We start from the raw sequence: 25,682 nt of genomic DNA on the forward strand, positions 1-25,682 counted from the left end.
ATAACCCCAATCCAGGCAGGTCACCATGTTAAAGAAAATCTCTTCTCTCGCTACAGTTGCAACCGCCGCGCTGTTTGCATTTTCAAGCCACGCTGCGGAAAACCCGCTTAGCTCGGCCCCCTCCGGCGCCTCTGGGCCAAGCATAGTAATTGGTTCAGCCGATTTTCCCGAGAGCGAACTGATTGCCACTATTTACGCTCAAGCACTCAGGGTGAAGGGGATCAAGGCAGAAACCAGGTTGAATATTGGCAGCCGTGAAGTCTACATGCCGGCTTTACTGGATGGTTCGATCGATCTGATTCCCGAATACACCGGCGCGACGCTGAGTTATCTTGACAAGAACTCGACTGTCAGCGCCGCATCGGACGTTGCGCAAGCGCTGGCGAAGGCACTGCCGGCCAAGATCTCGATGCTGACTTATTCCAAGGCCGAGGACTCGGATGTCCTCGCGGTGACTGAAGCAACGGCGCGGAAATATTCGCTGGTGAGCATTGCCGACCTCTCGCCGGTGGCAAGCAAGCTGGTTCTGGGCGCTCCGCCTGAATGGAAGACACGCCAGGAGGGGGTGGTCGGTCTAAAGCAGGTATACGGCCTTAACTTCAAGTCGTTCAAGACGCTGGACGTTGCAGGTCCGCTTACTGTTTCCGCACTTCGGAATGGCCAGGTGCAGGCGGCTGACATGACCTCGACTGATCCAGCAATGAAGCAGGAGAAGCTGGTGGCGCTCAAGGACACAAAAAACCTGTTTGCGGCGCAGAATATTGTGCCGCTCATTGCCAGCAACAAACTCAACGACAACGTCTCTAACGCGCTGAATGCGGTATCCGCAGCCCTTACTACCGAAGACCTCGTGCTGATGAACGGGCGTCTCGCGAACCACGAAAGCTACGACACGGTGGCGGCGGACTGGTTGCACAAGAAGGGCCTCTCTCGCTAAGTCCAGGCAAATGGAACCGGCGTAAAGCGTTCTTCTCAGGCACCGGAATGCCATGCCATTGTCCTCAGGGATTCATGCGCATGATCCGCGAAAGGAAATGAATTGGAACAGCAATATAAGCAAGGAGTCGCCATGACAGACAGAGCCGCGCAGGCCATGGGGTCAGCTGAGCGTGGATCGGTGACCTTGGGGAGCGATCCCACGTCCATTGGCGATATAGCGGCTATAGCCGCAGGCGCAAAGGTAGTCGTCCAGGCCGAGGCGTGGGCGTTGGTGCAGCGCACGCATGAACTGATAGGGCGCGCGCTGGCAAGTGGCAAGCCTATTTATGGGCTGACGACAGGGGTGGGCGATCTCTACACGAAGGTGCTCTCGCGCGAAGAGGTCGCACGCGCCCAGCTAAACATGCTTCGAAGCCATGCAAGCGGTGTGGGCGCTCCGCTTGAACCCGCAGCGGTCCGGGCGATCATGGCCACCATGATCAAAAGCCTGTTGCAAGGCGCGAGCGCTGTTAGCCCAGGGTTGATCGAGACCATGGTCGCGATGCTCAACCGAGGCGTCACGCCGTGGTCTCCCGGCAAAGGGTCAGTGGGCTATCTCATTGCGACCGCTCACATCGGCCTCGTGATCTTTGGGCATGGGCAAGCGTGGCACAACGGCGAGCTACTTGATGGGGGCGAGGCAATGCGGCGGGCCGGCATTCATGCGAAGGATCCGGGGCCGAGAGAAGGGCATGCACTGCTGAGCGGCACCTACGAGATCACGGGCATTGGTGCGCTGGCGTTGCATCGCACAGAGCAACTGGTTGCGATCGCTGATGCAGCCGGTGCGATGAGTCTCGAAGCGCTCAAGGGAAACACGCGTGGATATGACGAGCGGCTGCAGCGCCTGCGTCCGCATCCGGGACAGATCGAGACGGCACAACGTTTGCGCGGATTGTTAAAAGACAGCGAGATACTGGAGTCGTACAAGGATTATCGTCTTCAGGACGCGTTGAGCCTGCGTTGCATTCCACAGGTTCATGGCGCTGTTCGAGACGCGATCGCGCATTGTCGATCCGTGTTGGAGATTGAAATTAATTCAGTCACGGACAATCCGGTCTTCCTGATCGAGGACGATGAACTGGTCGCTCTCCCGGGCGGAAATGGCCACGGCGCACCGACTGCCCTGGCGCTGGATTTCCTGGCAATTGCCATTGCGGCAGTGAGCACGATGTCGCAGGCCCGTTCCGATCGGCTCACGAATGCACACGTTAGCGAACTGCCGCCATTTCTGGTCGATGCCAGCGGTGCGAACTCTGGCTTGATGATTCCACCCTATGTAGCTGCCGCGCTGGCGGGGCAGAACCGCAGTCTCGCGGCACCGGCGACGGTTCATACGGTGTCCACGTGTGCCGGGCAGGAAGACCATGTCAGCATGGGAGTAACCGCTGCTCAGAAAGCCATGGAGGCGGCTGAAAACACAGTTGACATTTTAAGCGTCGAGTTGCTGTGCGCAGCTCAGGCGCTCGAATTCCACCGCCCTTTGCGCGGCGGCAAAGGAACCCGTGCGGTCTATGACGCAATAAGACAGGTCGTGCCTGCGCTGGCGGTGGACCGGGAAATGCACCGCGATCTGCGCGCCATTCGGGACCTGATCGACGACGGGGTCATCAATGCGCTCGTCGACCGTTCACTCGAATCTTGATGCGGTCAGTCATTCGCCGTATCGCAAGTGCATTTGCTTGCGCGCACGTTCAATAAAACAAGGACAGGTATGCCGGAAAAAGTAGCGGTTATAGGCGCCGGAACAATGGGGTCGGGAATCGCGAGTGTGTTTGCTGCTCATGGGTATTCCGTTGCCGTGTATTCGCGCAGCGAGCGCACCCTCGAAACATCCCGGTCGTTTATTGAGGCCGCATCGAAAGAACCGGTCACAATAAAGTACACCACGTCGCTCGAAGCGTGCCTCGACGGAGCCGCGCTCGTCAGCGAAAACATTGCAGAAGACATCAAGCTCAAGCAGGCCATTTTCACGCGCGCGGAAGGCCTCGTGTCGCCGGACTGCCTCCTGACTACGAACACATCGAGTGTCCCGATCAGCGCCATTGCAGAGGGTCTGGTGTTCCCCGAGCGAGTGGTCGGCGTTCACTGGTTCAACCCCGCAACCCTCATGCCGCTGGTCGAGATTGTTCGTGGCGAACGCACGTCGGATGAAACCGTACGGCGCGCTCGTGCACTGTGCGGATATATCGGCAAGCAAACCATCGAGGTGAATCAGGACATTCCTGGTTTCGTCGTGAACCGGCTCCAGTACGCAATCCTGCGCGAGGCGCTGTATCTGGTAGAGGAAGGGGTCGCTTCCATTGAAGACGTTGATCGTGCGGTCGAAACTACGCTCGCGCCGCGATGGGCCGCGTCAGGACCGTTGCAGCTCATGGACCTTGCCGGTCTGGATGTTGTGGAGAAGGTGTCGGGAATCCTGATGCCGTCACTGTGCCGAAGCACGGACATTCCCACCATTGTGCGGCGGCTCTGCGAGGAAGGTGCGCTGGGTATCAAGAGCGGTAGCGGCTTTTATAAGTGGACACCCGAAGGGATCAGCGCAGCTGTTCGAACGCGTGACGAAACCGTTCAACTGCTCACGAAAAAGGGCCGCTCCAAAGTGCGCGACACCGCTACCCAATGATCGATGTGCTTCTGTGCCGGAGAAATTTCGCGGTGGAAATCATAGCCGGCACAGATGATCAGGACTCGGTGTTATCGAGTGTAGAACGACTGAAAAACGTGTGGCGCGAACCAGGATGAATGAATCGGGTAAAGGTGGTCACCGAACCGTTGACCCAGGTTTTGCGCGTGACCAGGAGGCATGGTTCGATGCCAGGCACATCGAGCAATCCCGCCTCGACGGCGTTCGGCGCGATGGCCTGCATCTCGTGTTCAGCTTCCGTGGGTTGCGCGATCAGTTGGAGGTAGTCCGTGGTCGATTGCCGGGTGAAGTCCTGCTTCAGATAGTCGGGGGCAAAACCTGGCGCCACATACCGGTCCTCGATCTGGATGGCAACGTTATTGGCGCAGTAGACGAGCAGACTATGGAAGAGAGGGTCCCCGCGGCTGACGTTCATGCGGCCGGCTATTTCGGCCGTGGCCTTGATCCGCGAGAGATTGTGAACCCGGATGCTGAGCGCTTGCCGGCGCCCGCGTATGTCGTCCGCAATGTTGTGAATGCGGATCAGCGTCGAGGCGGCCTTGGGGGCGGCAACAAACGTTCCTACGCCGTGTACCCGCTTTAGGACGCCGCTCGATGACAACTCTCTCAGCGCGCGGTTTACCGTCAGTCTAGATGTACCAAACGTGGTAACCAGTTCGTTCTCGCTGGGTATCTTCTCTCCCGGCCTATACGATCCGTCCGAGATGCCTGCCATAACGTGCCGCTTGATCTGTTCGTAGAGAGGTAGAGGTTGAGACTCAGCGGTGTTCTTTGGGGAAACTTGACGCATGGTTGATTCCATCGCAGCAAAGTCGCGACAACGGGTTAAAGGCGGAGATCCAAGTCGCATACCGGATCTGGAGTCAAACAATCATAGCATTCATGTATTCCTCGAAGTATTCCCCGAAGTAGACATGTAAAGCACGCGAGTGCACGTCGTGCCGGGTCTTCGCTGGTCAATATTGAAACGCTTGTACTTGTCTTTACATGTAATTAAGATCAATGCACATGAATGCATCACTCCATTGATTGACGATGTGTGCATCCTTACTTATCAACTACCGGTGGTCCTTATGAAAAGTGCGTTCGAAACATTGTCGAAAGACGCTGCCCGGTCTGGTCCGCTCGCGGGCATCAAGGTCGTGGATTTCACGCGGGTGTTATCGGGTCCCTTCGCAACGGCTTTGATGGCCGACCTTGGCGCGGAGGTCATCAAGATCGAGTCGCCTCAAGGCGATGATTACCGGCATGTCGGCCCCTTTGTCGACGGTTCGAGCGCCTTGTTCATGTTTGCAAATCGTGGCAAGAAGAGCGTCGTGCTCGACCTCAAGAACCCGGACGATCTGGCCCAGGCACTGATGCTGGTTGAAGGAGCGGATGTCGTCGTAGAAAACTTCCGCCCCGGCGTCGCAAGCAAACTCGGCATTGGCCATGAGGCGCTTCGCGAGAAACATAAAGGCTTAATCTACGCGAGCATCTCGGGTTTCGGACAACGCAGCGCCTTCTCGAACAAGCCTGCCTACGATCTCGTCGTACAGGCAGCCACGGGCCTGATGTCGATCAATGGCACGAGCGACGGTCCGCCGCTCATTGTCGGCGAGGCTTTCGGTGATCTCTCCGCCGGCTTGTTTGCGTCGTGGGCGGTCCTGGCGGCCCTCGTCCAGCGCAACGCAACCGGCGAGGGCTGTTACATCGATGTCGCCATGTTCGACACGCTTCTCGCGTTGATGCCCACGGCTGCCTGCAGCTACATCGCGACAGGTTTGACGCCACAACGCGTTGGAAACCGACATCCGCTTTCAGCGCCGTTTGGCGCGTTCGCAGCACGCGACGGGACGTTCATCATCGCAGTCCTGAACAACCGCTTGTTCGAAACGCTGGCCAAACTGATCGGCCGACCTGACCTGATCGATGATCCGCGTTACGCCTCGGACGAGCTTCGTGCCGCCAATGAGCCCGGGTTGAGGGAGGCCATTGAAACGTGGTCCCGTTCAGAAAATGTCTCCGTGGTCCTGGAAGCGCTTGGCGCCGCAGGAATACCTTGCGCGCCGATAGAGGATGTCGCCAGCGCCGTGGATAGCGAGCAGACAAGAGATAGAACGCTTTTCCGCGCTGGCAACATGGGTGATGTGAACTTGAGGCTGCCCGAGCAGCCCGTGCACTTTTCGACCATGGAGCGGGGCGCACGCGTCACCGTTCCCACGCTCGGCGAGCACACGGATCAGTTCAAAAGTCAGGCCGGGAAGTAAACGTTGCCGAGTCTATGCAAGTCAATACGGAGCATCGAAGAGAATTATGGATGACCTCGTTCTGCTGGACATTGAAGTGCCGCTTGCGATCATCACGATCAACAGGAAAGACGCGGCCAACGCGCTTAGCGCAGAGGTTCGTCAACAACTTTCGGGCGCGCTGAAAATCGTTCGGAGCACACCATCGGTGCGGGCGTTGATCCTGACCGCCGCCGGCGAAAAGGTTTTCGCAGCAGGTTCTGATATCAAGGACATGGTGGATATGAACGGGCAGGAGTCGATCGCGTTGTCTGAATCTATCCTGCGGTTGAACAACCAGTTCGCTTCCCTCGATATCCCGGTTATTTGTGCCATTAACGGGTGGTGTCTTGGCGGTGGCCTGGAGCTTGCACTCGCATGCGACATTCGCATAGCCGCAGATCATGCACGGTTCGGGTTTCCTGAGCCCAAGCTCGGCATAATGACGGGCGCCGGCGGCGTCCCGCGGTTGCTGAGGACCGTGGGCGGCGGGGTCGCGCGCCATATGTTACTCACGGGCGAAATACTCGATGCGCGCCGGGCATACGACATTGGTCTTGTGACCCGCGTTGTCACCATGCCCGGGTTGCTGAATGAAGCCAAGGCAATGGGTTTGCGCATTGCGGCTCTGGGTCCCACGGCGCTTGCGCAAATCAAACGTACCGTTTCTTTTGCCGAGAGTGCCGATTTGACAGGCGGCATTGAAGCAGAAACGCAGGCCTGCGCAGTTTGCTTCGCCAGCCCGGAGAAGCGCGAGGGCATGGCCGCTTTTATAGAAAAGAGAAAACCGGATTTCGCGGCTGCGGCAATATAGCGATAGATCGGTAGCAGGGCTCGGTTTCGAGCCTTGATGCTTTTTATTCGATTAGTCATCCAAATTATATGAGCAGTCAATTCTAACCGACATCTGCACGCCTTGATCCCCATCAATCGCCTACGTCGACACTGTAACCACTCGAGAAAATCATGAAAAAATCATTGTTCGCATTGGGAGTTTTAGGCTCGTTCGCTGGATTGGCGCACGCTCAAAGCAGCGTGACGTTATACGGGATTATCGATGAAGGGCTCAACTACACCAATAACGTAGACGGCCACAATCTCTTCGCGTTATCGAGTGGCGACGTGCAGGGCTCCCGCTGGGGCCTGAAGGGAACGGAGGATCTGGGCGGCGGCTTGTCCGCTCTGTTTCAGCTGGAAGCAGGATTCAACGTCAATAACGGCAAGCTGGGCCCTGAAGATCAGCAGTTTGGCCGGCAGGCGTTCGTCGGTGTGTCGAGCACCACGTTCGGTACGCTTACGCTTGGGCGTCAATATGATTCCCTGGTCGACTATCTTGCACCGCTGACCGTCAACGGCAACTGGGGTGGGGCGATGTTCTCGCACCCCTATGACAACGACAACACCGACAACACCTTCCGCATCAACAACGCGGTCAAATACGCCAGCATCGATTACGCCGGATTCACGTTTGGCGGCGCATACGCGTTCAGCAATTCGTCGAGCTTTGCTGTCAACCGGGCTCAAAGCATGGGGGTGCAATACGTTCGTGGACCGCTTTCCGTTGCAGCGGCTTATCTCAACGTCGACAGCCCGAACGAAGGGTCGGCCGGTGCGGTTGCCAATCTGGGCGCAAGCGGCGCTGACGGAAGCTGGAGCGCGGCGCGCCAGCGCGTATTTGGCGTGGGCGTCAACTACACGATTGCCGCGGCGACGCTGGGCATTGTCTACACCAACACGAACTTGTCCCAGCCTACTGGAACGCTGTACGCGAACCTCATGGCCAGTCCGGTATCCGGCGCGGCATCGTCGATCAAGTTCAACAACGTAGAGGCTAGCCTCAAGTACCAGTTCACGCCGGCTTTCTTCGTTGGCGGGATGTACACCTATACGCGAATGACCTTTGATGGGAGCTCAGGTTCAAGTGGCAAATCCCAATATCATCAATTCGGCCTGATGGCCGACTACAACCTGTCAAAACGAACTGACGTCTACGTGCAGGGCACCTATGTCATGGTTGGCGGCGCTTCGGGGGTGGCGGGTACGGGACTGGAGTTCGCGGGCAACCCGGACAGCGCAGATCGCTCGTCGACCAACAAGCAGGTCATGGCACGCGTCGCTATCCAGCACCAGTTTTGAGCGTGCTCTTCAAACGCCTGGCTGCGTAGGGACAGCGAATTCAGTGATATGTCAAAACCAACGCTGCCCTATGAGCAGGTGAAGCGCTACATCCTGAAGTGCATTGCAGACGGTATATGGAAGCGTGGCGAGCTGACTTCGTCGGAGCATGATCTGGTCAGGCAGTTCGGCGTGGCACGCATGACGGTTTCAAGGGCTTTGGACGAACTCGCGAGAGAGCGCATTCTCACGCGGGTGAAAGGGATAGGCACGTTCGTGTCCGTTCCGATCCCCGAGACGACGCGGGTCGAGATTCGCGATATCAAGAGCGAGATCTTGGCGCGGGGGCATCGCCACAGGACGGAGGTGCTGGATATAGGGGCGAGCGATGATCCCGACGCGCATGCTGACTTGCAATTGTCGTCGCCCGGTGAAGGCGGCCGGGCGTTCCGTTCAAGAGTTGTTCATTTCGAGAATGACGTGCCGCTTCAGGTCGAAGACCGGCACGTCGATCCGATCCTCTTTCCAAACTATCCTGACCAGGATTTCAAGCACAAGACGCCCGGTGAATATCTCGCGCGTTGCATGTCGCTCCAGCATACGGGCTTTCAACTATCTTCGCGTCTGCCTGACGATTCCGTACGACGACTCCTTCGCATGGAGGTAGGCGAGCCATGCCTGACCGTGCGATACCAAGCCAGCGCGATGGGCTGCACCGCGACCGTGGCGACGTTGTGGCATCCGGGGTCAAGATTTTCTCTTTCCGGCTAGCGCGATTTCACAAGGCGGCGGGACCTCAGTCGACGACGGTCAATCTCACAAGCCCGTCGCGATAGTCATCCCCCACCGCTTGACCGTCATTCTCGTCTTTACAGAACAACGCATATACAAAGCTGAAATCGATAGAGCGACACTCCGAGCCCAAGACTACATTAGCGCGCTGTCACAGTGCGCGCGTCGGGGGGAAGAATGATCGTGGCTCAATACCTGCTCGCCACCGACGACCCGCAGGTCATCGGGTGTTGACCCCTGTATCGGCGAACTGAACTGAGGCAGGCACGAGCGCCATGACCAAACCTGGCGTAGCGATGTAACCGCTTTCGACCGCCGGCCAGCTCTCTCAATTAACGGGCGCCGTGAAATACCTAAAACAGATCTACGCTCGGAACAACGGTGCAGGTAGCGCCTTGCCGATTGCATGTCCTGAGCCCGGCACCCTACTAGAAGGATTAAAAAATCATGAACGCACCCTCTGAAGTTCCAGCAGCATCACGGCTGCATGCTGCGTTGGCCGCCCTGCCGGGGTTGGCACATGAAATAGGCGAGGATGCCGCACAGCGCGAGGCACGGCGCGAATTGCCGTTCGATGGTTTCGCGCTGTTTCGCAAGTCCGGCCTGGGGTTGTTGCGACTCCCGGTCGAATGGGGCGGCCTCGGTGGTTCGCTGGAAGATCTCTTTCATGTGATCGCCACCCTCGCTGCCGAGGAATCGAACGTAGCCCATGCATTGCGCATCCATTTCGACCTGACCGAATCACTCCTTCTGTCACCGCGTTCAGCGTTCAACGACACGCAGATCCAGCGCTTGCAGGAGGGAGCAATATTTGGGGGCGCTTCAACCGAGCGCGGCACGTCGAGGCCGGGCGAAATCGGCACGATATTACGACGTGACGGCGACAACTACCGCGTGACGGGCAAGAAGTACTACTCGACCGGGACGGCATTTTCCGACTATGCGCGCATCAACGTGCAGGATGAAACGGGCAACAACGTGGTTGCCGTCGTTCCTGTCACACGAGAGGGTATCCAGGTACTGGATGACTGGGACGGTATGGGCCAGCGAATGACTGCCAGTGGCAGCCTGGTGCTCGACAACGTGCAAGTCTTTGCGAGCGAAGTTGCACCGCGCGGCAATGCGACCCTGGCAGGGCGGCATGGCGGGGCACTGCGGCAACTTCACCTTGTTGCGGTTGCCGCGGGCATCGTCCGCAACATTCTTGCGGATGCTGAACACTACGTGCTCAAGCATGGGCGGCCGGTGCTTCACAGCCCGGCGGCATCAGCGCGTGAGGATCATTTCATCCAGCAGGTGGTGGGCGATCTTGCGGCACACAGTCACGCTATTGATGCGTTGGTCGATCAGAATGCGCGCGTACTGGACCGCTCGGCCAATGCAATTCGAGCCCAGGCTGACAACGCTGAGGAACTGGTGTTGCAGGGCGCGCTAGCTACGGCCAAGACACAGTTAGTGGTGAGCAAGCTGGCGTTGCATGCGGGAGAACGTTTGTTCGAGGCGGGCGGTGCGTCGGCCACGTCGCGTGTGCATAACTTCGATCGCCACTGGCGCAACTTGCGCACGATCTTCAGCCACAACCCGCTGCTGCACAAGGCGCGGGTCATCGGGGGCTATCAGTTGAACGGCGACACCACGCATCTGACCGAAGGCCGCGTGTTCTGAAGATTCAAGGCGACCCCGTTTCGATGAAGCGGAGTCGCTCGATTTGTCTCTCTTTTGTGAGGGTTTTAAAATCGTGAGCCAAGACCTTTTACTGCTGCTGGAGCCGGGTTTCACCGATCCGAAATATCCTGGCGAGCGTTTCATCTGCCCGGACGGCGCACCTATCGAGGGCCTGCTGGCCAGCGATCCGTCGAAAACCTCGCGCCTCGATATTCATCGCCTTCCGTTTGCGCGCCCTCGCGAGGCGGTCGTCGCTGCGCTCGACGAGGACCACCAGAGCTTGCCTGTGCTGATTCTCGGCGACGAACATCCGGTGCACCGACGCACACACGCTCGGCAACAAACGCTTCGTAACTGACACGCGTCGCATCCTGGATCTGCTCGCCGAGCGCCACGATTTCCCCAAGGTCCATTGATGAACCGGGAACCGGCCGGCAGCGTTGGCATATCGCTATAAGCATCCGTGGCGCCCAGGACCCATCGCCTCACGCGGACTGTTGCAAGCCGTTGCCAACCTGTTGCCGGTTCACCAGCTGCGCATAGACCGAGTTGTTCGCGAGCAGTTGCGCATGGGGACCCGCTTCAATCACCGAGCCGTGGTCCAGCACGATGATCAGATCGGCCTCGCGTACCGTCGCCAGACGGTGCGCGATGATCAACGTCGTGCGGTTGGCCATCAAGGTTTTCAGCGCGGTATGTACCTGTGCTTCGCTGATGGCGTCCAGATGCGACGTTGCTTCATCCAGAACCAGTACCGGTGCATCCTTGAGAAAAGCGCGCGCAATGGCAACACGCTGACGCTGGCCTCCCGATAACTGCACGCCCCGTTCACCAACCCGCGTGGCGAGTCCTTCCGGCAACGTGGCCACGAAGTCGCCGAGCGACGCCTGGTCCAACGCGAGCCGTAGTGCTTTCTCGCTGGCGTCAGGCCGGGCGAGACGGATGTTGGCCTCAAGCGTATCGTTGAACAGATACGTGTCCTGTGAAACGAGGGCAACGTGAGAGCGTAACGAGTCGAGCCGCAAGCGCCGCAAGTCGACACCATCCACTTGCACCGAACCCGCATCCGGGTCCCAGAACCGCAGCAACAGATTTGCAATGGTGCTCTTGCCGGCGCCTGAGGCTCCCACAAGCGCCGCGGTAGAGCCGGCGCGCACGCAGAAGGATACGCCGTTCAACACGGGTTGCGTGCGCTCGGCGTAGGCGAAACGCGCGTCTTCAAAGCGAACCTCCGAGCCACCCGGCGCCGCGTGCAAGTCGTGTTCTCCGTCGAGCACCAGAACCGGTTCGTCATGCACGACCCTTAACCGCCGAGCCGACGCGATCGTATCGGCGAGTTGCCTGCCTACCTGCGCGATCTCCGCCACGGGCATGGAGGCTGCCACGGCGAGCAGGATCAGCATCGGTAGCCAAGCCGCCGACAGTTGCCCGGCCGAGACCAGAAACGCGCCCCCTAATGCAATAGCCAATCCGCCGAGGCCGGTCGCGACATCCAGTAGCGCAGTTTGTCGAGCCAGATCCGCCAGCAACGCGAGCCGGGTCACGCTGTATTCGCGCGCCAGCGCCATGAACGCATCCCGCCGGCGCCCGGTCGCCTGGAACGCGAGCAGATCGGATAAACCCTGGATGGTCTCGGTCATATGCGCGCCGAGCAGGCCGAGCGATTCGCGTGCCTTGCTGCCCAGTGCATCGATACGGCTGCGCCCGCGCACCGGCGAGAGCATCGCGTATGCGAGGAACGGCAGCAGCCCGAGCGCAAGCGGCCAGGCCGCCGTTGCGAGGACGGCTATTACCGCGGCCGGTACCAGCACCGCGACGACTGCCGGGGCAACCGTATGCGCATAGAAATATTCGATGGTCTCAACGTCTTGCGTAGCCAACGTGACGAGGTCACCGGAGCGACGGCGGAGCAAGTAGCCAGGCGCGAGGCGATCGAGTTGCGCGAACAGGCGTATGCGCAGATCCGCCAGCAGCCGGTATGCCATGTCGTGCGCAAGCCATGATTCAAGCCAGTGCAGAATGGCTGCCAGTGGGGCCACGATCAACAGCCACATCTCGATCGTCTGATGCGGGCTGCCGGCCCGCAGCGCGGCGACCAGCCATGCGCCCAGCACACCGACGCCGATGAAGGCCGTCACTCGCCCGACGCCCAATAGAATGGTCAGCACCAACCGTACTCGCCAGGGGCGGATCGCCGAGATCAGGGACGCAAGGGTCGCCTTCCAATCCAGTGTTTTCGCATCGGCATCGAGTTCGCGCGGACCTTGCACGGCGTCTTCTTCCGCCTCGCTTGTTAGCGCGGTTTTTGTTCCGGGTGCGCCTGCCTGAGGACCGGGTGCAGCGGCATCGGAGCGCAATGCAGATACAGTGTGAGGCGTCGCTTGCGCCCCCATCAACCGATGATACAGCCCGCTTCTTTTCATTAGTTCGTCATGCGTACCAGTCTCCGCGACAACGCCATCGTCCAGTACCAGGATCCGATCGGCGTCGATTACGCTGGAAAGTCGATGCGCGAGAATCAGCGTGGTGCGGCCTTGCATCAGACGATCGAGCGCCCGTTGAATCAGCGCCTCGTTTTCCGCATCGACGGCCGAGAGCGCTTCATCCAGGATCAGGATCGGGGCATCACGCAACAGCGCTCGGGCAATGGCAAGCCGTTGACGCTGGCCGCCTGACAGCTGAACACCGCGTTCGCCGATCGAGGTCTGATACCCGTCAGGCAGGCTCGCTATAAAGTCGTGAGCGTAAGCTGCCCGCGCGGCCGCCTCCACTTCATCAGCGGTGGCGTCCGGGCGGCCGAGCCGAAGGTTTTCTTCGACGGTGCCCGCGAACAACATGGTGTCCTGCGCGACCACCGCAATCTTTGCGCGCAGTGCATCGGGGTCCAGCGACCGTACGTCCTGACCTGCAATGCGGATACTGCCGCTCTGCGGATCGTACTGGCGCAGAAGCAGGCGAACGATCGACGACTTGCCGGCACCGCTTGGCCCCACGATGCCGATGCGCTCGCCTGCCGCCACCGAGAATGTCAGCCCGCGGTGCGCGAGACCTCGGCCGCCGGCATAGGCAAAGCTGACGTTATCGAAAGCCAGCGACGCCGGTGCGTCGCTCAACGGGTCCGTGCCGGCTGCCGGCATGGGCGGGCTCGCCTCGAGCAGCGAGCGAATGCCGGCCGTCGCGGCTTGCCCGAGCATGCCCTGGTGCAGGACACTACGCAGGTCGCGCAACGGCCGGAAAATCTCCGTACCCGCCATCAGGACGATCAGCAGCGTGGTCAGGCCCATCTCCCCGTGGGTCACGCGCCAAGCGCCAAGGACGAGCGCCAGCGCGGCGCCCAGAGCGGCCCCAAGATCGACGATACCGCGTGTAAGCAGGCCTGCCGCGAGCACCCAGAAGGTGTTGTCGGAGACAGCACGTGCTTGCGCGGCGAGGCGTTCGCCCCACACGCGGCTTTGCCCGAAGGCTTTGAGCGTCGGCAGGCCCTGGACCGCGTCGAGAAACGTTTCTCCGAACTCCTTGAATGCCTGCGCGCGCGCGAGGCTGGTGCGGCGTTCATGCATATGCACGACGATCGGTCCGAACAACGCCACCAGGGCCGCAACCAGCAGCACGGTGGCCACGGGCAGGTCCCAGAAGGCGATGAACCCGAAGATGGCAAACGGCGCGCAGAGGGCCACGGCCAGTTGCGGCAGATACTGCCCAAAGAAGGTCTGCAACTGCTCGACGCCGTCGATGACCGACAACATCACGCCACCCGTCCGCTGTTCGGCAAACCAGGCCGGCCCAAGCGTCACGATGCGGTCGTACAGCTGGCCACGCAGGGTTTCCTGGGCCCGTGCTGCGGTGCGGCAGGCGATGCCCGCACGCCAGTGATCCAGCAGCGCGCGCAGGACGATAGCGGCCGCTACGGCCACGGAAGGCGCTATCCACGATTGCCACGGGCTACCCCGCAAGACCAATGCGAGCAACTGGCCCAGAAACACAAAGCGGGCGATACCGGCCAGCAGGGCCAGCAGCCCGACGACAATGCTGAGCAGCATGTGCCCGCGCAGGCCTTTAGTCAGTTGCCAAAGGCGAAGATCGAAATACATCAGGGTGACTCCTCTAGGTATTGGATCATCGTGGCATGGACCCGCGTTGCGCGCGAGCGATGCTTTCTCAACCAGGGTTGAGCTAAACTTTACCCATCATGCCAAGACTTTCTCAGCACATTCCTCCGTTACCCGCCTTGAAGGCGTTCGAAGCCGTAGCCAGGCTCGGAAGCCTGAGCCGCGCCGCGGAAGAGCTCAACGTGACCAAGAGCGCCATCAGCCATCAATTGCGCGCGCTGGAATCAGCATTGGGTACAACGTTGATGCACCGTGGCGGTACGACTTCGCGCGCGCAACCCACGGCCGCCGGGCAGGAGTTATTGCTTGCTATTGAAACCAGCCTGATCCCGTTGGGCGAAGCCTGCGAGCGGTTAGCGGTGCGGCGGCGCAAGCGTCGCCGCACGTTGACGGTTTCCGCCAATGCGCCATTTTCATCGCTGTGGCTCGCGCCTCACGTGGTGGAATTCTCGACGCGGCATCCGGAGATCGCGGTGAACCTGAGGGTGTTTGACGACGAGCCCGACTGGCAGAACGACACGATCGATATCGCGATTCTGCGCGTGCCATTGATGAGTTCGACGATTGATAAGCCCGACCCGCACCCGAGCGATCGGGCGCTGGTCCGGGAGACTGTGTTTCCCGTGTGCAGTCCGCTGTTGATGGATCCTCGGACCGCTACGCCGCAGACGCTGACCGAGCATCGCTTGCTGCAGGAGGAACACCACGCATCGAGTCGTGAAATAGACTGGCAGACGTGGTTTGCGCTGCTCGGTGGTGGCGCGCTTCCGGAGCAGAATCTAGTCCGGTTGAGCAGTTTTAGCCCGATCATCGGCGCCGCGATTGCGGGAAAGGGTGTTGCGCTAGGCCGTTCACCGTTGATCGATTTTGACCTGGCCCACGGCCGTCTGGTTCGCCTGTTTCCGGAGCATGAATTGCCCGGGTCATGGCAGTTTGTCATTCGTCTGCATCCCGAGCGCTCAACTGATCCGACGTTGATCCAGTTCCAGACTTTCATGCTTGAGCGCTCGGCGATCTGACAAGTGAAGACGGTTTTCGCCCGGTCGCTCGGGCTCGGAACCGGCGGAAGCACTCGTTGATGCGTTGCTCAGTGCGTTGCGCGGCGACGCCTTCACCCACGTCGTGAACTCAAGGTCCCGACTGCGAGCACGATGAAGATCAGGATTCCAATGGCGACCTGCTGCCAATAGAAGTTCCATCCGATAAGAAGCAGCCCGTTTGTCGCGAAGCCTAGCAACAGGACGCCCACGAGCGTTCCCGGTACGTTTGGGCGATGCGAAGAAGAAAGCGTCGCGCCAATAAACGTGGCCCCGATTGCATTGAGCAGGTAACCATTGCCAGCGAGCGGCACATACGCCTTCACGTTCGACGACAGGATCAACCCGACCAACCCGGAACTCACCGCGCTCAACGCGAATGCGAGATACAGCAATGCGCGCACGGGAAGACCGGAGTAGCGCGCGACGCCTGCTTGAACGCCAAGCACAGTGATGCCGCGCCCATGCCGTGAGCGTGCGAGCAGCACATGCAGAAAACAAGCAAGGGCGACGACAAGATACAGGGGCAGTGCAATACCGAAGAGACGGCCGTGGCCGAGCGTTGAGAAAGCCTGCGGCAAGACCTGGTTCAGTAGGTAAATGGGCTGGCCGCCGTCGGTCGCGAGTTGCTGGATGCTCTGGCCTATGAACAGTGTGCCGAGCGTGGCAAGAAAAGGCTCCACGCCGAAGGAGGCAATCAGTACACCGTTGAACAACCCAACCGCGAGGGCCGCACCCAGTGCCGCGACGGTCGCGATCGGCATTGCGACGTGTCGCGCCACGAGCGTCACGAATACGAGGCTGGCGAGATCGACGGCCGTGCCGACCGAGAGGTCCACTGCGCCGAGCGACGCCACCACCGTCATGGCAAGCGCCACGATCGCAAGCGGAGCGACTGTGTTGAGCAGCACGCTGTCGATGTTCGAGAACGTGGCGAACGCCGGCGCGAACACGGCAAAGAATACGATAGCGGCGGCGAAGGCGAAGACCAGCGCATAGCGCGTCCAGCCTTTGATTGGGACGGTACGCGCGAAGGGGCGAAGGATGAACTCACGCATGACTGCGCTTCTCCAGGTTGCGTCGGCGCAGCAGCGCCGTGAGCGAAACGACGAACAGGATCAACGCGCCTTCGACGCCGCTGATCCAGTAGCTCGACACGTTGTCCAACTGGAAGCCGTTCGCGACAAGACCGAGGAACACAACGCTCAGCCAGGTGCCGGCCACGGTCGGCACGAGCCGTCGTGAGAAGACCACGCCCAGCAGCGCCGCAGCGATCACTGCGAGAAGATTCTCTCCCGCACCGGGTGCGCTGCCGCTTAGCAGTGCCGTGGAGGCAAGGGCGGCGATGCCGCCCGACAGCCCGCACAGTACGTAGCTCGCCGCGACGTAAACCTTGGCCCTAAGTCCAGCCGCGCGGACCGCTGCAGGATGACTGCCCGACGCGTGAAGCCTCAGCCCGAATCGCGTAAAGTGCCCGACCCAGACGAACAGCAGACCCACACCGACAAACGCATAGGAGAGCCACGGAATAGAAAACGGGCCGTTGTCGAGAAGGGCCGCGAGCGTCGGTCCGGTCGCAGAAACGGTCGAGTTTTTCGTAATCACCAACTCCAGTCCCGCCACGATGTTCATCGTGGTGAGCGTGGCAAGAAGGGGAAGCATGCCCAGTACGACCACCGCGAACGCATTGAATGCGCCGACCGCTGTACCGGCTGAGAGCGTGAGCGCGATTGCTGTTGGCGAAGCAATACCATTGGCCAGCGAAGTCGCATAAATGGCTGTACAGAAACCGAGATTCGCTGCAATCGAGAGATCGATGCCGCCGGCGACGCCGTTCGCGCCACCACCGATCAACACGAGTGTCAGGCCGAACGCGAGCGTACCGATCACCGCCGACTGCTGCATCACATTGGCGAGATTACCTACGGTGAAGAAGAGGGGCGAGCTTGCTGCGAAGACTCCCAGCACCGCGAGAATCGCCAAGAGCGCGCCGCTTTGCAGCCACCATTGCGGAAGTTTTAGGGACCTTGCAAGAGTGAGCACGTTGGTGCGCGATTGTTTGATTTGAACTTGACTCATGCTTGCACCGTTTCACGATCATGGGTCGAACTCGCGCTCATGCCTGGATCGGCACCCGAACCCGCTGCACTCGCCCAGCCCAGGATTTCCTGATGGGTCGTCTCTTTCGAGACCAGTTCTTGCACAAGCTTCCCGCGCGCGAGGATGAGAATCCGGTCGGTGATGCCCTGCAACTCGATCAGGTCAGTTGAAAACAGCAGCACCGCTGCGCCCTGTGCAGCGAGTTCATCGATGACCCGGTATATCTCAGCTTTCGCGCGTATATCGACACCTACGGTGGGTTCGTCGAGCAAGTACAGGTTCGCGCGCGTGCTCAGCCATTTCGCCAGGACAAGCTTCTGCTGGTTCCCGCCAGAGAGCTGACGCGCAGGCGCTTCGGTTCCCGGTGCTCGAACCTGCAGGCCGTCCATGCGTTGCTGCACCAGTTCCTTTTCGCGACGACGATCGATCGTGAAATGCCGCGCGAGACGCCTGAGGCTCGCGAGCGAGATGTTCTCGCGAACGGCCATGTCGAGTGCGATGCCATGCGCTCGCCGGTCCTCAGGAACGAACGCGACGCCACGGCGAACGGCGTTGCGCGGATCGTCTGGAACGTAAGCACTGCCATCCAGTTCGATATGACCGCGCACGCCGGGTTCGAGTCCGAACAGGCTGCGCACGACGGCTTTTCCACCAGACCCCAGCAGCCCCGTCACGCCGACAATCTCGCCGCGGCGTACATCGAAGCTGATGTCTTCGAAGCGAGCCGCTGCACTCAGCCCGCAGACGCGCAGGAGCGGTGCGCCGGTTTTGCGTGTCGATGCAGGGACAAGTGCAGCGGTACTGCCGCCGATCATCGCGGCGACCAGCTGTTGCGGCGTTGAGTCGGCCACACGGACCCGGGCTACGTCCCGGCCATCGCGAAGAACGGTCACGACGTCGCAGAGCGCTTCGATCTCGTCGAGGTAGTGAGAGACATAGAGGATCGCAAGACCGCGCTCGCGTAGCCCGCGAATCGCTGCGAATAATTGCTCGGCTTCATGCCGCGCGAGTGCGGCAGTGGGTTCGTCGAAGACCAGCACGCGGGGAGCGCTAAGCAGCGCACGCGTGATCTGCACGAGTTGCTGTTCGGCCACGCTTAACTCGGCTATCAGCCGGGTGGGCTCGATATCGATACCGAAATGCTCCTGCACGGCGCTGCGCGCAAAGCGGCGCATGCGGCCGGCGTTGAGAAGCGGCAACGGGCCGAAGGTAGGCTCGTTGCCGAGCAGTAACGCTTCGGCCACGGTCAGGGTCGGGGCCAGCAGGCGGTCCTGATGCACGATCTCGATTCCAAGCCGCCGTGCATCGGAAGGACTGTTGATCAAAATGGCTTTGCCATCGAGAATCACCTGACCTTCGTCTGCACGGTGTATGCCGCCGAGGACTTTGATGAGGGTCGATTTTCCCGCGCCGTTCTGGCCGATCAAGCCATGCACTTGTCCAGGCGCCAAGTCGAGCGAGACGTGGCGCAATGCCGGTATGCCGTCGAACTGCTTGGAGATGGCCCGCAGTTCGAGCAACCGATGCTCACTTGGCATCGGCCTGGCCCAGCGTTTTCGCGGCGTCGGCGGCGTTGTCCTTGGTCACGAGAATCGCCGGTACGTAGGTGGCGGGCGGCAATGAGCGGTCACCGTTGAGATAACGCGCGACGTTGTCGACCGCCGTCTTGCCGATCAGGTACGGTTGCTGGGCGACGACCGCGGCCGCGCTGGACTGCGGGTTCTTCACGAGGGCGACTACGTCAGGGCTGCCATCGACCGCGTACGTCTTGACATCCGTGCGATGCGCCGCGTCCACCGCTTGCGTCGCGCCGATCTGCGGAACATCCCATGCGGCCCAGATAGCCTGGACCGTGCCCTTCGGATACTTGTTCAACAACTGGCTGATCTGCGCGTATGAGTCCTGCACCGTGTTCGGCACCACGTCGCGCAACTCCGGCTGGATGATCTTGATCTTCGGATACCACTTGAGGACCGAGCGCAACTGGTCATAGCGCATGGCGACAACCGGCACGCCGTAGAAACCGTTGAAAACGAGAATGTTGCCTTCGCCATGCAAGTCGTTCACGAGCTTGAGTGCCAGTTGCTCACCGATAAAAAAATTGTCGGACGTGGTGACGTTGATGCTCGAGGGGCTGGCGGTATCGACGGTAAAGAGCGGGATACCCGCCGCACGGATTTTCTGGAGCCAGGGTTCGAGGACCGACGCTGTACCGAGTTGCTCGATGATCGCATCGGGCTTCTGCGCAATCAGCGTCTGGATTTGAGCGATCTGCTGCGCGTCTTTGCGCCCGCCGTCCAGCGCGATCGGCGTTCCGCCCAGCCGCTTCACCTCATCGATCTGCCCTTGATAGGCCTTCAGGTCCCAGTAATGTTCCGTGCCGGCCACGGTGATGCCGATACGTTTTCCTTTCAATGACGGGATCTCGTCCGGGGCCGGCGCAGCCAGCGCTGCGCTGGCGAGCAGCCCGGCAAGCATGCCGGTGACGCCTCGTGCGATCGAGTTTCGCATGAATGCGCGATTGGCCTTTGTGTGTCTGAAATTATTGTTCTGCATGTCAAATGAGTCAGGGTCAGAGAGTGGATAGAGTTAGACGCTAGCATGAAGAGGGCGGGTGTCTAAGTCGTATTCAGGCTAAGGTTCTGAGGAAAAAGATGGAAAGCAAATGACGATATTCGACCGTGGCCTGCGGCTGAGTGCGCCGCATCGTGCCGTGCCATAACGACGTCCTGGCATGGCTGCCGACGCCACAGCGATCGCTCGATCGCTTGCATCGAAACAGTCGTTTGAAGCCGCTCGTGGCGCGTGGATGATCTCGGAAAGACTTCCCCGGAAAAAGAATAAGAAAGCGAGAAATGCTTGGTTTTTATCGGTGACGGCGCTCGCTAGAGTTAGTGGTTGTGATCGCGTTGTCCGGGCTTCCTGCGGACGGGTTCAGACGGTCACATCTAACGCAGACCCAAGATTTCAGATCAGAAGCGGAAAAACACCATGGCAATGAGCAACGGCGATTCGGGCAAACAAGTCGTGTCGAGTGCGGAAGGAGCCGGGCAGCACGAGGTGGACGTGTTGGTCATCGGGGGCGGTCCCGCGGGTACATGGGCTGCGATCAGCGCCTCGGCGAAGGGCGCGAAGGTGTTGCTCGTGGATAAGGGTTTCTGCGGAACGTCGGGGGCAACGGCACCGGCTGGCACGGCGCTATGGCACGTTCCTCCCGACGCTCAGTCGCGCGAGAAAGCCAAGGCGAGCCGGTTCGCCCTCGGCGGCGAACTGGCCGAGCACGCGTGGATGGATCGTGTGCTCGAACAGACCTGGATCAATGCCGAGCGGCTCGCGGAATGGGGCTATCCGTTCCCGGTCGATGCGAACGGAATCGAGCACCGCGACTCGCTGCAGGGCCCCGAGTACATGCGGCTCATGCGCAAGCGGGTCAAGCAATCGGGCACCCGGATCCTCGATCACAGCCCCGCACTCGAGTTGCTGACCGATGAACATGGCGTGGTCGCCGGCGCTGCCGGCGTGCATCGGCAGACGGGTGACACTTGGCTTGTCCGTTCGCACGCTGTGGTCATCGCGACAGGCGGATGCGCGTTCCTCAGCCGCGCACTCGGCTGCGACGTGCTCACCGGTGATGGCCACCTGATGGCTGCCGAAGCGGGTGCGGAGTTGTCCGGCATGGAGTTTTCGAACTCCTATGGACTGGGGCCCGCATTTTCGTCGGTGACGAAATCGCTCTTCTATAACTGGGCAACTTTTTACTACGAGGATGGCTCCGTCATCGAGGGTGCCGGTTCAGCGCGGGGCAGGGGCATCATCGCTCATACGCTGCAAACGCAACCGGTGTACGCACGCCTCGATCGTGCCGACGGCGAGATTCGCCAATGGATGCGCACGGCTCAGCCCAATTTCTTCCTGCCGTTCGATCGTCAGGGCATTGATCCCTTCGAGCAGCGCTTCTCCGTGACCTTGCGCCTCGAAGGCACGGTGCGCGGCACGGGTGGACTGCATGTCGTCGACGAAAGCTGCGCAACCTCGGTTGAGGGTCTCTACGCTGCGGGCGATGCAGCCACCCGCGAATTGATATGCGGCGGCTTCACGGGTGGTGGCAGCCACAATGCCGCCTGGGCGATGTCCTCAGGATTCTGGGCGGGTGCGGGCGCGGCGGATCGTTCGAGGGACGCTAGCGCCACGGCGCGTCGCGTCCTGACGCGCGCAGGCGGAGTCGGTCTGCACGCGAATAGCGCAAGTGCCCCCTACGATAGCGCTGAAGTCATTCGCGCCGTGCAGGCTGAGGTCTTTCCCTATGAGCGCAACTGGACGAGAAGCGCTGATCTCCTTGAAGACTCGTTGCAGCGCCTCGATGGCCTATGGGCGCGGCTAGCGCATTGCGCACCGGCGCGGACCGCTCAGGAGGCCGTGCGTGCCCGCGAGGCGGCCGCCATGCTTGCCACCTCGCGCTGGATGTATCGGAGCGCGCTGCAGCGCACCGAGACGCGTGGCATGCATCGCAGGCGCGAGCACGCGACCCTTGATCCGCATCAACGTCACCGGCTGGTGAGCGGTGGGCTGGATGAGGTGTGGGTGCGGCGGCTTGCAGTGCCGTATCGGCAACACGGGAACGTCTCGATCTCGGCGGTTGCATGATCGAAGTCGTCAGTGCCGCGTGCTGTACAGGGTGCAATATCTGCGTGACCGCGTGCCCGACCAACGTGTTCGACGCAGTCCCGCACGGCATTCCAGTGATTGCCCGACAGGACGATTGCCAGACCTGCTTCATGTGCGAATTGTATTGCCCTGAGGACGCGCTTTTTGTCGCGCCGCTCGCCGATGCGGTCCGGTCGCAGGCAAGTGTCCTGGCCGAACCGGTGACGATGGGCGCTTATCGCAGTGCGGTCGGTTGGGCGCATGGCGAGCGGTCCACTGCGGATCAAGACGCGAGCTATGAGCTGCTGATCCGGGCGCGCTGAACGGTCTCATAAGCGGGCACAGGTGCGGACAGACTGGTATCCCGCCTTGGGCCGCGGCGGGGTTGCGGTCTCCTTATTGCACGCTTTACTCGAAGCAAATGTCAGTCTGGAATCTCTCCCCCCTTATTCTCGAAGTTATCCTAAACGGTTAGCCCTTACGACATCAACGCCGCGAATTTGCCCTGCAGATACCTACGTTCGGAACTCGTCTGAACGTAGGTAATTGACCAGTGGCCTGACGCTCTGATGGCCTCGTCCGAAACGTCGGTCTTTTCGAACGCGGGTTGATCGTTCACCTCTCGACCCGCACGTCATGTAAGCACACGCGGTGAAGTCGCGCACGTAGCCGAAGCGCTTATGGTCGCGCAAGCCAAACGCCGCCAGTGACAAAGTGCCGATAAGGCTGATTCGTAGTCGGAGCACGGTAGTCGTTTCAAGCGTCGCTCAAAAGTGGCCGGTTCTAGATTCTCCATTCCCCGTATGCGCAAGCCAGACTTCGGCCGCCGCTTTGTCGCGGTCTCCTTTTGCGAAGCCCGATGTGGACATCGTGACAAATGCTGATCGGAAAATATCAATCCGGAAGCGAGAAACCCGGTCAATCTGACCTCTTTGGAGTCACCGTCCAAGTTGCTATTTGCTTAAAAGAGTGGATAGTCAATTTTGATTCAAATTTGATACATAAGAAGAATGCGGCATAGAGAAATCTTGTATATTTGCCGCTAAATCGCGACATTTCCTGATTTGTTTTCAAAAGGAGAGAAAAAATTTCCTTAAAAGAATATCGAATAGGTAACTAGTTCCTGTTTCTACAGAAAGTTACAAGATCTTCCACATTGATCGCGATTAAAAACGTTTCTTTAATGTAACATTCCGCTCAAGCGTCGAGGTTGTAAATGCCAACGCAACAGATTCTGCTCAGGTAAATCGTACCCATTGATTTGTCTGGCAAGACAAGGACGAGCGCTGTGGTCTGCGCACGGCGGTCTTGCTTTGTGTTGGTGAATTAACACCGGCAGATCAGTAGGCCGCGTGATCGAAATGTCGCAGTGTTCGCGTCCTATGCCTTCGGCGCACGCGACGCACTCCGTGGGACCTTTGCTGTGCATAAATCCCCGTCCGTCAGGCCGGTGCGACACCACGGACTGTTCGACAACCGGATTTGTGTACGCCGACCGAGCGTGTGAAACAAACCCCTAGGGGTCAGGAAATTGAAATGATTTCTTTAATCGATAGATTTGTTGGTACCCCTAATTAGATAGATTCGGCCGCCGTATCACCACGGCTGTGACCAAGATCTATGGCTGAGGGATGGAAGGGCTCGTGTCAGTCCGACCGCTAAGTAGTCGATCCAAATGCTTTTTCATAAACATTTTCGTCGGGGTCCCTCGACGATGGAGAAACTTATGATGTTAGTACAACGAAAATTTGTAGGCGCGTCCACGCTTTTCTGTCGCGCAAACGATGAAGATTCCGGCCGTCTAACGCTTCGGGGCGAGCGCGAGGTTCGATTTTTCTCCGCAGGCTCACAAAACCAACCAGCGCGGATACCGGCCTAGCCGTTAAGTCGCCTCGTATTTTCCCCAATTCTAAGGATTCCAAATGAACAATCTTATTACGCGCCGGAAGGTTCTCGGTGGTCTTGTTGCTGGCTGCATTGCCCCTCTCATCAGTGCATGTGGTGGTGGTAGTAGCGGTACTAGCGGCAGCGCTGTCGACGCTGCCGAAGTCAATGCTCAAAAGAGCTCAACGGGTAGCACGACCGCCTTCGCTGTCACATCACCCGCGCAGAATGCCACTGCAGCTTCCACGTTCACCGTGAGCGGTACTGCAGGCACCCAATGGGTCAACATCGCGATCTATAGCGGCAGTACAAAGCTCAGCTCTGACGTGGCTCCTTCCGGTGGGAAGTGGAGCGCGTCTGTCAAGATGGGCACGCTAACGGGTGCCCAGACGCTGACCGTGATGGCCTTCAGTGTCGCGGCAGGGAAGTCAGGCGGTACGTCCACGTCCACCTCTCTGAATCTGACTATCGGTGCGGCAGCACCAGCGAAGCCCGCTGCGGGCGTCTTACCGTACTTCGGTATCAACGCCCATTACATCCAGGGCGGCCTGTACCAATCAATTCCGCTTGCCCAGCAGGTTTCGCTGATGACGGCAAACGGGATGGGTACGTGTCGTCAGGACTGCTATGACCAGTCGGGCATGACCGCGCTGGCTAACACGGTGATTCCTGGCATGAAGGGCATTACCGTGTTGCCGGTCGTCGCCGCTACTCCCACGGGTTCCTCGGTCTCCAGCGCCTATACCCAGGGCTACCAGTTGGGCGTTGCAGCAGCGAACACCTTTGCTGGCCTCGTGCCCGTGATCGAGATGGGCAATGAGTACGATGAAGCCTGCGTGAACAACAACGTCGATGGCACCGTTCCGTCGAACTTCAATTCCAGCGCTCCGCTGTACGTCGCCTATCAGGCTGGCCTTTGCAACGGTTTCCGAAGCGTCGACACCACTGGCAAGACCAAGGTGATGCTGGGTGGTATTGCCTATATCCATTTCGGTTTCCTCGAAATGATAGTGAAGAACATCCAGCCGAATGGTTCGGCTATGTCGACAGCAGCAGCAACTTTCGACATGATCGCGTGGCACTACTACTACACCGGTGGCAACATGGAATCGGTGAGTGGGTTGAGCGGCACGTACAACATATTCACGTCCATCGCGCAGATCAGCACGAAGCCTCTGTACTTCTCCGAGTGCGGTATGGGCCAGTCGTCAGCGTCGACTTCGACCAGTACCGGCGCGGCATACATCAACCAGGCAATGGCACAGATGGTGGCGCAGCCTCAGGTGGTCGGGTTCAACTTTTACGAGTTGTACGACGGCACGGATGGCTACGGCCTCTATAACAATAGCGGGGCAGCCTATGGCTGGCGGTCGACGCTGAGTTCGTTCATTTCAGCGAATGCCAAGGCCTGATCATCAATCCGCCTTCGGGCGGATTTTTGCGT

At 59.8% G+C, this 25,682-nt stretch carries 18 protein-coding genes and 1 pseudogene; 13 read left to right on the plus strand and 6 right to left on the minus strand.

Annotated features, from left to right (window positions below; genetic code table 11):
* The first annotated feature begins 25 nt into the window (after nt 1-25).
* The 3 genes from GSQ93_RS24495 to GSQ93_RS24505 all read left to right on the plus strand — a co-directional run bounded on the left by GSQ93_RS24495 (nt 26) and on the right by GSQ93_RS24505 (nt 3,604).
* On the plus strand, nt 26-937 hold the full coding sequence (locus GSQ93_RS24495; RefSeq protein ID WP_158938216.1) for an ABC transporter substrate-binding protein: 912 nt from the start codon (nt 26-28) through the stop codon (nt 935-937).
* 132 nt (nt 938-1,069) lie between these two features.
* A complete protein-coding gene (gene hutH, locus GSQ93_RS24500) occupies nt 1,070-2,623 on the plus strand; it encodes a histidine ammonia-lyase (protein WP_216857665.1) in 1,554 nt (517 codons plus the stop codon).
* A gap of 69 nt (nt 2,624-2,692) precedes the next feature.
* Nucleotides 2,693-3,604, plus strand: coding sequence for a 3-hydroxyacyl-CoA dehydrogenase family protein (locus GSQ93_RS24505; RefSeq protein WP_216857666.1), 912 nt, complete (start codon nt 2,693-2,695; stop codon nt 3,602-3,604).
* Nucleotides 3,605-3,662: 58 nt separating this feature from the next.
* Here the strand turns inward: GSQ93_RS24505 and GSQ93_RS24510 are convergent, their stop codons facing one another.
* Nucleotides 3,663-4,415, minus strand: coding sequence for a UTRA domain-containing protein (locus tag GSQ93_RS24510; protein ID WP_158938217.1), 753 nt, complete (start codon nt 4,413-4,415; stop codon nt 3,663-3,665).
* 283 nt (nt 4,416-4,698) lie between these two features.
* Here GSQ93_RS24510 and GSQ93_RS24515 point away from each other — a divergent pair, with 283 nt between their 5' ends.
* The 6 genes and pseudogenes from GSQ93_RS24515 (at nt 4,699) to GSQ93_RS24540 (ending at nt 10,880) form a co-directional block, all read left to right on the plus strand.
* Complete coding sequence (locus GSQ93_RS24515; RefSeq protein ID WP_158938218.1) at nt 4,699-5,874, plus strand: CaiB/BaiF CoA-transferase family protein; 1,176 nt, start codon at nt 4,699-4,701, stop codon at nt 5,872-5,874.
* Nucleotides 5,875-5,920: 46 nt separating this feature from the next.
* Nucleotides 5,921-6,706, plus strand: a complete 786-nt coding sequence (locus GSQ93_RS24520) for an enoyl-CoA hydratase/isomerase family protein (RefSeq protein ID WP_158938219.1) — start codon at nt 5,921-5,923, stop codon at nt 6,704-6,706.
* 152 nt (nt 6,707-6,858) lie between these two features.
* Complete coding sequence (locus GSQ93_RS24525; RefSeq protein ID WP_158938220.1) at nt 6,859-8,028, plus strand: porin; 1,170 nt, start codon at nt 6,859-6,861, stop codon at nt 8,026-8,028.
* A 48-nt stretch (nt 8,029-8,076) separates the two neighbouring features.
* Nucleotides 8,077-8,778 carry a UTRA domain-containing protein gene (locus GSQ93_RS24530; protein WP_158938221.1) on the plus strand — a complete coding sequence of 234 codons (702 nt, stop codon included), beginning with the start codon at nt 8,077-8,079 and terminating at the stop codon, nt 8,776-8,778.
* A 468-nt stretch (nt 8,779-9,246) separates the two neighbouring features.
* Nucleotides 9,247-10,464 carry an acyl-CoA dehydrogenase family protein gene (locus GSQ93_RS24535; protein ID WP_158938222.1) on the plus strand — a complete coding sequence of 406 codons (1,218 nt, stop codon included), beginning with the start codon at nt 9,247-9,249 and terminating at the stop codon, nt 10,462-10,464.
* A gap of 73 nt (nt 10,465-10,537) precedes the next feature.
* Nucleotides 10,538-10,880, plus strand: a pseudogene (locus GSQ93_RS24540) (DUF3088 domain-containing protein).
* A 69-nt stretch (nt 10,881-10,949) separates the two neighbouring features.
* Here the strand turns inward: GSQ93_RS24540 and GSQ93_RS24545 are convergent.
* Nucleotides 10,950-14,555, minus strand: a complete 3,606-nt coding sequence (locus GSQ93_RS24545) for an ABC transporter ATP-binding protein (protein WP_158938223.1) — start codon at nt 14,553-14,555, stop codon at nt 10,950-10,952.
* A gap of 98 nt (nt 14,556-14,653) precedes the next feature.
* Between GSQ93_RS24545 and GSQ93_RS24550 the strand changes: the two genes are divergently transcribed.
* A complete protein-coding gene (locus GSQ93_RS24550; protein ID WP_158938224.1) occupies nt 14,654-15,592 on the plus strand; it encodes a LysR substrate-binding domain-containing protein in 939 nt (312 codons plus the stop codon).
* Nucleotides 15,593-15,684: 92 nt separating this feature from the next.
* Here GSQ93_RS24550 and GSQ93_RS24555 read toward each other — a convergent pair whose 3' ends face one another.
* Genes GSQ93_RS24555 through GSQ93_RS24570 form a run of 4 tightly spaced genes read right to left on the minus strand, consistent with a single transcriptional unit; the run spans nt 15,685 to nt 20,188 of the window.
* Nucleotides 15,685-16,668, minus strand: coding sequence for an ABC transporter permease (locus tag GSQ93_RS24555; RefSeq protein WP_158938225.1), 984 nt, complete (start codon nt 16,666-16,668; stop codon nt 15,685-15,687).
* Entirely contained in the window at nt 16,661-17,689 is a 1,029-nt protein-coding gene (locus GSQ93_RS24560) for an ABC transporter permease (RefSeq protein ID WP_158938226.1), read from the minus strand. The genes GSQ93_RS24555 and GSQ93_RS24560 overlap by 8 nt, the downstream gene beginning before the upstream one ends.
* Entirely contained in the window at nt 17,686-19,248 is a 1,563-nt protein-coding gene (locus GSQ93_RS24565) for a sugar ABC transporter ATP-binding protein (protein ID WP_158938227.1), read from the minus strand. The genes GSQ93_RS24560 and GSQ93_RS24565 overlap by 4 nt, the downstream gene beginning before the upstream one ends.
* Complete coding sequence (locus GSQ93_RS24570) at nt 19,238-20,188, minus strand: sugar ABC transporter substrate-binding protein (RefSeq protein WP_254074043.1); 951 nt, start codon at nt 20,186-20,188, stop codon at nt 19,238-19,240. The genes GSQ93_RS24565 and GSQ93_RS24570 overlap by 11 nt, the downstream gene beginning before the upstream one ends.
* A 519-nt stretch (nt 20,189-20,707) precedes the next feature.
* Between GSQ93_RS24570 and GSQ93_RS24575 the strand changes: the two genes are divergently transcribed.
* From GSQ93_RS24575 to GSQ93_RS24585, 3 genes are all read left to right on the plus strand, one after another.
* The gene (locus GSQ93_RS24575) at nt 20,708-22,354 is read left to right on the plus strand and encodes an FAD-dependent oxidoreductase (RefSeq protein ID WP_158938284.1); all 1,647 of its coding nucleotides are present in this window, start codon (nt 20,708-20,710) and stop codon (nt 22,352-22,354) included.
* Nucleotides 22,351-22,677, plus strand: coding sequence for a ferredoxin family protein (locus GSQ93_RS24580; RefSeq protein WP_158938229.1), 327 nt, complete (start codon nt 22,351-22,353; stop codon nt 22,675-22,677). The genes GSQ93_RS24575 and GSQ93_RS24580 overlap by 4 nt, the downstream gene beginning before the upstream one ends.
* Nucleotides 22,678-24,276: 1,599 nt before the next feature.
* Nucleotides 24,277-25,650: a hypothetical protein gene (locus tag GSQ93_RS24585; protein ID WP_158938230.1), complete on the plus strand. Its 1,374-nt coding sequence runs from the start codon at nt 24,277-24,279 to the stop codon at nt 25,648-25,650.
* Nucleotides 25,651-25,682: the final 32 nt, after the last annotated feature.

The sequence above is a fragment of the Burkholderia sp. S171 genome, from assembly GCF_009766085.1.
Classification (GTDB): domain Bacteria; phylum Pseudomonadota; class Gammaproteobacteria; order Burkholderiales; family Burkholderiaceae; genus Caballeronia.

Excerpts from the sequence above, each read along its gene's own strand:
- hutH (WP_216857665.1), top strand. The coding sequence starts at position 1,070 with ATGACAGACAGAGCCGCGCAGGCCATGGGGTCAGCTGAGCGTGGATCG.
- GSQ93_RS24505 (WP_216857666.1), top strand. The coding sequence starts at position 2,693 with ATGCCGGAAAAAGTAGCGGTTATAGGCGCCGGAACAATGGGGTCGGGA.
- GSQ93_RS24555 (WP_158938225.1), bottom strand. The coding sequence starts at position 16,668 with ATGCGTGAGTTCATCCTTCGCCCCTTCGCGCGTACCGTCCCAATCAAA.
- GSQ93_RS24575 (WP_158938284.1), top strand. The coding sequence starts at position 20,708 with ATGAGCAACGGCGATTCGGGCAAACAAGTCGTGTCGAGTGCGGAAGGA.
- GSQ93_RS24570 (WP_254074043.1), bottom strand. The coding sequence starts at position 20,188 with ATGCTTGCCGGGCTGCTCGCCAGCGCAGCGCTGGCTGCGCCGGCCCCG.
- GSQ93_RS24525 (WP_158938220.1), top strand. The coding sequence starts at position 6,859 with ATGAAAAAATCATTGTTCGCATTGGGAGTTTTAGGCTCGTTCGCTGGA.
- GSQ93_RS24510 (WP_158938217.1), bottom strand. The coding sequence starts at position 4,415 with ATGCGTCAAGTTTCCCCAAAGAACACCGCTGAGTCTCAACCTCTACCT.
- GSQ93_RS24565 (WP_158938227.1), bottom strand. The coding sequence starts at position 19,248 with ATGCCAAGTGAGCATCGGTTGCTCGAACTGCGGGCCATCTCCAAGCAG.
- GSQ93_RS24550 (WP_158938224.1), top strand. The coding sequence starts at position 14,654 with ATGCCAAGACTTTCTCAGCACATTCCTCCGTTACCCGCCTTGAAGGCG.
- GSQ93_RS24515 (WP_158938218.1), top strand. The coding sequence starts at position 4,699 with ATGAAAAGTGCGTTCGAAACATTGTCGAAAGACGCTGCCCGGTCTGGT.
- GSQ93_RS24495 (WP_158938216.1), top strand. The coding sequence starts at position 26 with ATGTTAAAGAAAATCTCTTCTCTCGCTACAGTTGCAACCGCCGCGCTG.
- GSQ93_RS24530 (WP_158938221.1), top strand. The coding sequence starts at position 8,077 with ATGTCAAAACCAACGCTGCCCTATGAGCAGGTGAAGCGCTACATCCTG.
- GSQ93_RS24580 (WP_158938229.1), top strand. The coding sequence starts at position 22,351 with ATGATCGAAGTCGTCAGTGCCGCGTGCTGTACAGGGTGCAATATCTGC.
- GSQ93_RS24585 (WP_158938230.1), top strand. The coding sequence starts at position 24,277 with ATGAACAATCTTATTACGCGCCGGAAGGTTCTCGGTGGTCTTGTTGCT.
- GSQ93_RS24535 (WP_158938222.1), top strand. The coding sequence starts at position 9,247 with ATGAACGCACCCTCTGAAGTTCCAGCAGCATCACGGCTGCATGCTGCG.
- GSQ93_RS24545 (WP_158938223.1), bottom strand. The coding sequence starts at position 14,555 with ATGTATTTCGATCTTCGCCTTTGGCAACTGACTAAAGGCCTGCGCGGG.
- GSQ93_RS24560 (WP_158938226.1), bottom strand. The coding sequence starts at position 17,689 with ATGAGTCAAGTTCAAATCAAACAATCGCGCACCAACGTGCTCACTCTT.
- GSQ93_RS24520 (WP_158938219.1), top strand. The coding sequence starts at position 5,921 with ATGGATGACCTCGTTCTGCTGGACATTGAAGTGCCGCTTGCGATCATC.